Raw genomic sequence first — 7,516 nt, forward strand, 5'->3', positions numbered from 1 at the left:
TGGGTGGCCCGAGCAGTGGGCGCCCCTGCTCGTCGACGCAATGCAGCAGGATGGGCAGGAGCAGGCCGTGATTGATGTTGCTGATGTCGAGCAGCGGGGCCCAGGCCGATAGTCTCAGCTGCATGGCGGCATGGAATCCGTGGCACCACGGCCGCGCATCGACATCGCCGTTCGGCTTGCGCGCGTGGATCGGCGCGAACCGATGTGGAGCGGTCGACAGGGTGTTGCTGATCTCGTTGTGACGCAGCGCGACGGCCGAAATCGCGGCGAACTCCGGCGTGCCGCCATGGTTGAAGGCGTCGGCGTCGATGGCGAGTAGCGGGCAGATCCAGTCAAGCGGGCTGATTGACAGCGGTCCGGCCACGATCGCGGCGACATAGCCGTCGAGCACGGGGAGACTGGTGGCGACAGGACGCCGCTCGGCGCGAGCCTGCAGCCAGCGCTCAAGTTCGGCGAGCGGCATCGCGGCTGCCGCCATCGGTGATGAAGATGATGGTGATGAACGGCGGCGCCGGCTCATGCAGCCGCCTGTGCGCCGCGCGCGCGGGCCGCCTTCCAGTTCCAGGCCAGAAGTTCGTGCAGCTGATGGCTCTTGGTTCGCCCGGAGACGATGCACTCCAGCACGTCGGCCAGATAGGCCTGCGGATCGAGTTCGTGGAGCTTTGCCGTGTTGACCAGCGATGCCAAAATGGCCCAGCTCTCGGCGCCACCCTCGCTGCCGCTGAACAATGAGTTGCGTCGCCCCATCGCAATCGGGCGCATCGAACGCTCGACTGTATTGCTATCAACCTCGATGCGGCCGTCGCTGAGGAACAGCGTCAGCCCATCCCAATGGTTGAGCGCATAATTGATGGCCTCAGCCAGTTTCGACTGGGAGAACAGCTGGCCGACCATGGTGTTCAACCGCACCTTGAGCTCTTCCATCAGCGGCGTGGCCCTGGCGCGACGGACCGCGAGCCGCTGCTCGGCAGGGCTGCCGCGGATCTCGGCCTCGATGGCGTAGACCGCCTGCAGGCGCTCGATCACCTCGCGTGCGAACGGCGACTGCATCGTCTTGTACACCTCGACGAATTTGCGCCGGGCATGCGCCAGGCAAAAAGCCAGCCGGATCGCGCCGCCATGACTGCGCGCCAGCGCCTTGTAGGCGGCATAGCCGTCCACCTGCAGAATGCCGGAGAAAGCGGTCAATTGCCCGGCGATCTCTTCGGTGCCGCGGCCGTCGGCGAACACGTAGGCGACCGCCGGCGGCGACGGACCGCCCCACGGGCGATCATCCATCGCATGCGCCCAGAACTGGCAGGTCCGGGTGCGATGTCGTCCAGGATCGAGCACCGGCATCGGGGTCTCATCGCAGAACAGCCGCGGCGAGGCCTGGATCGTCTTGAGCTGCAGCTCATAGAGGCTCTTGAGCCACCATGCGGCACGCTTCACCCAGCCCGCGAGCGTCGCGCGATCGAGCTGGATGCCCTGGCCGGCCAGAATCTGCACCTGCCGATATAGCGGCAGATACCAGGCGAACTTCGAAACCACCACATGGCTCACGAGCGCGGTCGAAGCCATGCCGCTCTCGATCAGTCGCGGCAGCACCTTCGCCTGCACCACGCCATCGGTGCAGCTGCGGCAGCCATATTTGGGACGGATCGTGCGCAGCACCCGCAGGATCGCCGGGATGACGTCCAGCACCTCGCTGACGTCCTCGCCGATCTTGTGCAGACGGCCGGCGCAGCACGGGCATGCCGTCGTGTCCGGCTCGAGCACCTGCTCGCAGCGCGGCAAGTGCTTGGGCAGTGCGCCGATGTTGCGGCGTGCCTTCTTGCGCGGCTTGACGGGCGGCTTCGCCGCCGGCGCATCGTCGTTGGCAGGCAGAGCCGGCGTGACGCCGGTGGCGAGATCGTTCAGCTCGAGCGCGAGCTGCTCGGCGACGATCGCCGCGAGCCGCTCCGAGCGCTTGCCGAAGATCATGTCGTTGAGCGTCCGCATCGTCACGCGCAGCTTCTCATTCTCGGCGTCGAGCGCAAGCACCATCTCGGTCAGCGCCGCTACATCGGTCGGGAGAGTTTCGGGGCGAATCGCCATGAACAAAAGATACATGCACTCGCCATAGGCTCCAGCGAAATCCTCACATCTCATCCGACAACGGCCGGTTGTCTCACGGGCTTGGGCGAGGCCCGCGTCCAATCCAGTCCATCGAGCAGCATCGTCAGCTGCGTCGGACTGAGATGAACAACTCCGTCGCGGATCGCCGGCCAGGTGAAGCGTCCCTCGTGTAGCCACTTCGTCACGAGCACCATGCCACTGCCGTCCCATGCCAGAAGCTTTACTCTGTCCGTGCGCTTGGAGCGGAACACGAACACGTCGCCGCAATACGGCTATGTGACGTGTCACATAGCCGTATTTATGTGTCGGGCGAAGATATGTGGCGGCGCCGTCGCGAAGCGAATAATTCGGCGGCTCAGGTGAGTTTTGCCGTCACATAATTTCTGATGATTCTCCTCCGACCCAGGATTGTCCTGGGCACCGGCAAGGGGAAGACTTCGATGTTGGATTTGTATTTCAAGTATGAAGGGGTTTTGCGGCGGCTTCGAAGCGGGGCGCTTGGTGGCGAGATGGACCGCATCGCCGCACAACTGGCCGAGAGCGGCTACAAATCCGCGTCGGCAAAGGTCTATATCAGTCGGCTCAGCCGGTTCAGCGATTTCTTGGCCCGCCATTCGTTATCAACGATGATCGATCAAACTGTGATTGATCGCTTTGTAGAGTGCCTGCCGACGGTGGCATCCCGCATCGCCGCGCGGACGGCTATCGAGCACGCCCGTCGGATCGCGCCCGAGCGCTTTTCGATCCCATGCAGCATGGTGGCGGACCCCAATGGGCCCTTGCTGGCCGCCTATCTGGATCACCTACGCCAAGTGCGAGGCTTGGAGGCCAAGACTTGCGAAGGGATGCTCGTGAACGCCCGCCGGATCCTCGCGTGGTTTGGCGACCAGCATACCGGGCAGCCCCTTGCCGCGATGACAGGCGAGCACGTGCTCGCCGTCGTCGAACACCTTCTGTCGATGTCGTCCAAGGATTCAACGCGATCCGGGAGCACCTCGCATGCTCGGACATTCCTCCGATTTCTGCGCTGGTCCGATCTCAATGATCAGGATCTTGCTCGGTTCGTTCCGCGAACGCCGTGCTGGCGGCTCGCCCATTTGCCACCACGGCTCCCGTGGGAAGACGTCAGGCGGGCAATCGATGCGATCGACCTGACGACGGCGAAGGGCCTGCGCGACCACGCGATCCTGCTCCTGCTGGCCACCACCGGCATTCGCAACAGGGAACTGCGATCGCTTGAGCTTGAGGATATTCGGTGGCGTGCTGCCGAGGTTCTCGTGCGACAGGGCAAGGCGAGGCGCGATCGGGTCGTCCCGCTCGTACAGGAGGCAAGTAAAGCACTTGCCGATTACCTTCTCCATGCCAGACCCAGGATCGATAGTCGGAAGGTTTTCCTTTGCACTGTGCCGCCCGTTGGGCCATTCAAGACCAGTGCTCCTGTGTCCAGAATCGTGCGATCGCGACTGGAGCGCGGTGGAATCAAGCTCCCGCGCGGCGCCGGCGCCCATCTGGTGCGCCATAGCCTGGCGACCAAACTGGTCAGTCGACGGCGCCCCATCAACGAGGTCGCGGACCTTCTTGGCCATCGGAGCATCGACACCACCGCCATCTATGTCAAGGTTGCACTTCCACAGCTCGCCGACGTTACCCTTCCGTTTCCTGGGGACGCGTCATGATCGGTTTTGCAAAGATCCTGGCCGAAAGGGTGGAGAGCTATATCGCGCTGCGCCGATCGCTCGGTTACGCGTTCAACAACTCGGCGACGATATTGCGGGCATTGGTCCGATACGTTGTGGCCGAAGTTCTTGACGGTCCGCTTACGCAGGACTTGGCGGTCAATTTCGTTCTTTCATGGGATGGAACAGCGAACGGCCGTGCAATTCGCCACGGGGTTGTCCGCCGCTTTTGCGACTATCTCGCGATCTACGACAGCCGAACCGAAGCGCTCGATCGTCGCACATTTCCCAGGTCCCGAGCCATTCCGCCGCCACACATCTTGACCGACGAGGAACTCGGTTCGCTCATGTCAGCGTGCCGCCGCGTTTCGCCAGGATATCCCGAGCGGAGCGCGGTGTTGACAGTATTTGTCGGATTGTTGGCCAGTACCGGCTTGCGTTCCGGCGAAGCGCGCCGCCTCGACCGAGCAGACGTCGATCTCGTCGACTGCGTTCTGCACATCCGAAAGACCAAATTCCGCAAGGACCGTCTGGTTCCGGTCCACAAGACGACACTCGCGGCATTACGCATATACGCACGGCACCGAGATACAGCATTTCCAGCCCCAAGGGATGCTGCATTCTTCCTGAGCTCCCGCGGCAATCGCTTATCGTCGGCAGGGCTCTCCGCAGCGTTCGGCGCTGCCTGCGAGTTGGCAGGCCTTGACGGCGTGAGGCCACACGATTTGCGCCATCGCTTCGCCGTCACCCGGCTTGCCGCTTGGCACCGAGAAAAGGCCAACGTGCAAGCGTGCCTACCGCTGTTGGCAACGTATCTCGGTCATTCCCGCTACAGCGACACTGCCTATTACGTCACGGGAACGGCGGAGCTGTTGGGTATGGCCGCTGACCGCGTCTTTGCCGATGGAGATGTCGCGTGAACAGACATCCATCGCTCGCTTCGCTGCTGGAATCGTTCTTCCGTCATCGTTTGACCAAGCAAAGGAATGCAAGTCGCTCGACAATCGCCAGCTACCGCGATGCTTTGCGCTTGCTGATCGTCTTCGCAGCTGAACGTGCGGGACGCAAACCAAGCTCGTTGGCTGTCGAGGATATCGACCGGGACATGATCCTCGCCTTTCTGGACGAGCTTGAGCAGAAGCGGAAGAACTCTGTTCAGACGCGCAATGCGCGCCTCGGCGCGATCAGGTCATTCTTTCATCATGTCGCTGCGAACGATCCTGCTGCGCTCGGCGTCGCGCAGCGCGTCCTGACCATTCCAATCAAGAAGTCGCACACGGAGATCACGCATCATCTGTCGCGCATCGAACTGGATGCCCTGATCGCTTCGCCAGACCAGCGAACGCAGCTCGGTCGCCGAGATCGCACGTTGCTGCTTTTTATGGCACGAACCGGCGCCCGCGTTTCCGAGGCGCTCAGCGTCGAGGCCTGCGATCTTCAGTTGGGACAGCCGAGGCCGCAAGTACTCCTGCGCGGCAAGGGACGCAAGGACCGGATCGTGCCGATTCCCCATGACCTCGTCAAAGCATTGCAGGCTTTGATGCGCGAACGTGGTATTGATCAGCATCATAGTGGCGCACTTTTCGTCGGTACGCACGGGGCTCGTCTCACTCGCTTCGGGGCGACGCACATCGTGCGGCGCGCCGTCGCCGCGGCAACCGCAAACATGCCAGAGCTAGCCCGCAAAACCATTTCGCCCCACGTCCTTCGCCATACGCTCGCAATGACGCTGCTGCAGTCCGGGGTCGACCTTCTGACCATCCAGGCGTGGTTGGGCCATTCGCAGGTTGCTACCACGCATCGCTACGCCGCTGCGGACGTCGAGATGATGCGCCGTGGACTGGAGAAGGCCGGCGTGTCCGGCAAGCTGCCAATGCGATACCAGCCCACGGACTCGGTGCTGCGGCTGTTAGAAAGCATATGAATAATATGTGGCGGCAACACTCGCCTAAGCCATGGAATTGTTCGCTTCGCGACGGCGCCGCCACATATCTTCGCCCGACACATAAATACGGGTTCGCGCGCAGCGCTTCGCTCACCAGCGCCGACAGCGTGTGAACCGATTTGCGAAAATCGACCGGGCGTGCCGCCACCACGACCTGGAGGTCCGCTCGCAGCGCGATCACCGGCCGCCTCGCAGCGCTGACAGCACCGTCGAAAGCGTCGTCGCATCGACCCCCGGCTCGACCCGGATCCGCGCCCCGCTCACCTCGATCTCGATCTCCCCGCGGAACGGGCCCGGTGGCGAGGCCAGCTCCCGCGGCATCGCGTGCGAAGCCGCGACGCGGCCCGGATCGCCTGCCGCCGCGGGGCTGCCCTCCGAAGCAATCCGGACCGGCACAAAGCCGAGCGTGTTGTCCCCCGCCGCTGCCGCCAACTTGTGTCGCCACACCGTGAGCAGCCCACGGGCAACGCCATTGCGGCGCGCGACCTCGGAAATGTTGGCGCCCTCTTCGAAGCTCTCCGCTACGATCCGGGCCTTCTCCTGCGCCGTCCACCGCCGCCGCTGGCGCTGTCCGGTGATCACCTCGATACGACGGTAAGAGCCGCCTTGCTGCCTGGCATCAAGCATGACATCTGCCATCGACTTCCTCCCAACGATCAGCTCATGCCAAGCTGTATCGCAGATCAATCGCGCGACTGCGAGGTGGGGGCCTCATGCCGGTTACCGTCATCTCGCTGGGTAGCTCGACCACGACACTGCGTGCGTCGTCAGGTGATCGAAGAGTGCACTGACGTCCGTTCATGTGCCTTGGCACGAAGCGAAAGTGCCGGAACGCGCCAGGTATTTCTGGAGCTGGGGGGAAGACCGGTTGTGCCATCTGCTCGCCGGCGACAGCCGTCCTCGCCCGTAGCCGTCCAACGTCGGCTTTGGGCTGACAACGTACGTGACCTACCGTCCATTCGGGGCGAATTCCGGATGTGAGGAGGGAGTCCGTGGCCGGAGATCGCGCGCGTAAATAGGCGGTGTTCACTTCCCATACCTGGCCGCTAGAAGTATGATGGATGGGGTCCGAGGCCCTGATTCCCGAGATTCTTCATGTCCTTCTGCCTCGGGATTGTTCCGAGGACTGGCTTGGTATGATTACGGCCTATTTCGACGATAGCGGCACACATGAGCCATCAGACATTGTGCTCGTGGCTGGAATCTTTGGAACCGAAGGCCGAATGGACAGCCTTGACCGCAATTGGAAGCGGCACTTGGATTTACCGCTGTGCGGACGTAAGGATCCCCTCAGTCGGTTTCACGCCTACGACTGCTATCAAAGCGTTGGAGAATTCAGGGGATGGACCCGAACTGAAACCGATTACTTTCGCCACCAGTTACGAACTGTGATTATTGAGTCGGAAGTGGCCGCCTACGGCATCGCATGTTCGCGAAAGGACTACGACGAACTTATCACAGGTGATTTGCGCTCTGTTCTAGGTACGCCTGAGGGCATGTGTATCAATCAATGCCTCGTGCGGTCGCTTGGTTGGGTGCAAGCAAACACTTTCGATCCAGCCATGAGATTCGTTTTTGATGATCGGCCATCGGAGGTGAGACGATACGCCGGAACGGTCTATGACGCCTTTCAAAGATGGATTGCACCGCCGCCACAGTTGGCCGGTTATGCCTTTCTAAGCTCAAAGAAAGTGCGGCCGTTGCAGGCCGCCGACTTGGTTGCTTGGGAGCTATATCAAAACGCAAAAGATATCTTGACTGGAGGAATATCCGTTCCTACCCCTAAAGAGCTTTTGCA

At 62.1% G+C, this 7,516-nt stretch carries 7 protein-coding genes and 1 pseudogene; 4 read left to right on the forward strand and 4 right to left on the reverse strand.

Annotated features, from left to right (window positions below; genetic code table 11):
* From WCB02_RS18110 to tnpB, 3 genes and pseudogenes are all read right to left on the reverse strand, one after another.
* The coding region (locus WCB02_RS18110) for a UPF0149 family protein (RefSeq protein WP_423960094.1) at nt 1–478 on the reverse strand (478 nt) is incomplete at its 3' end.
* Between the two features lie 38 nt (nt 479–516).
* Entirely contained in the window at nt 517–2,076 is a 1,560-nt protein-coding gene (gene tnpC, locus WCB02_RS18115; RefSeq protein ID WP_423960104.1) for an IS66 family transposase, read from the reverse strand.
* A 50-nt stretch (nt 2,077–2,126) separates the two neighbouring features.
* Nucleotides 2,127–2,357, reverse strand: a pseudogene (gene tnpB, locus WCB02_RS18120) (IS66 family insertion sequence element accessory protein TnpB); the annotation flags it as partial.
* 180 nt (nt 2,358–2,537) lie between these two features.
* On the opposite strand from tnpB, the gene WCB02_RS18125 reads away from it, so the two are divergent.
* From WCB02_RS18125 to WCB02_RS18135, 3 genes are read left to right on the forward strand one after another with little or no spacing between them, the layout of a single operon-like run.
* Complete coding sequence (locus WCB02_RS18125; protein WP_423960095.1) at nt 2,538–3,773, forward strand: site-specific integrase; 1,236 nt, start codon at nt 2,538–2,540, stop codon at nt 3,771–3,773.
* Entirely contained in the window at nt 3,770–4,693 is a 924-nt protein-coding gene (locus tag WCB02_RS18130; RefSeq protein ID WP_423960097.1) for a tyrosine-type recombinase/integrase, read from the forward strand. Before WCB02_RS18125 ends, WCB02_RS18130 begins: the two co-directional genes overlap by 4 nt.
* Nucleotides 4,690–5,697: a tyrosine-type recombinase/integrase gene (locus WCB02_RS18135; protein ID WP_423960099.1), complete on the forward strand. Its 1,008-nt coding sequence runs from the start codon at nt 4,690–4,692 to the stop codon at nt 5,695–5,697. Before WCB02_RS18130 ends, WCB02_RS18135 begins: the two co-directional genes overlap by 4 nt.
* Nucleotides 5,698–5,895: 198 nt before the next feature.
* Here WCB02_RS18135 and tnpA read toward each other — a convergent pair whose 3' ends face one another.
* Nucleotides 5,896–6,357 (reverse strand): IS66-like element accessory protein TnpA, encoded by a 462-nt coding sequence (gene tnpA / locus WCB02_RS18140; protein WP_423960100.1) that lies wholly within the window; start codon nt 6,355–6,357, stop codon nt 5,896–5,898.
* Nucleotides 6,358–6,779: 422 nt separating this feature from the next.
* On the opposite strand from tnpA, the gene WCB02_RS18145 reads away from it, so the two are divergent.
* A partial coding sequence (locus WCB02_RS18145; protein ID WP_423960102.1) for a DUF3800 domain-containing protein occupies nt 6,780–7,516 on the forward strand: 737 nt, incomplete at its 3' end.

Source organism: Bradyrhizobium sp. (assembly GCF_049581145.1).
Lineage (GTDB): Bacteria > Pseudomonadota > Alphaproteobacteria > Rhizobiales > Xanthobacteraceae > Bradyrhizobium.

Bases quoted from the DNA above. Each gene is read 5' to 3' on its own strand.
- tnpC (WP_423960104.1), bottom strand. From the start codon at position 2,076: ATGGCGATTCGCCCCGAAACTCTCCCGACCGATGTAGCGGCGCTGACC.
- WCB02_RS18125 (WP_423960095.1), top strand. From the start codon at position 2,538: ATGTTGGATTTGTATTTCAAGTATGAAGGGGTTTTGCGGCGGCTTCGA.
- WCB02_RS18130 (WP_423960097.1), top strand. From the start codon at position 3,770: ATGATCGGTTTTGCAAAGATCCTGGCCGAAAGGGTGGAGAGCTATATC.
- tnpA (WP_423960100.1), bottom strand. From the start codon at position 6,357: ATGGCAGATGTCATGCTTGATGCCAGGCAGCAAGGCGGCTCTTACCGT.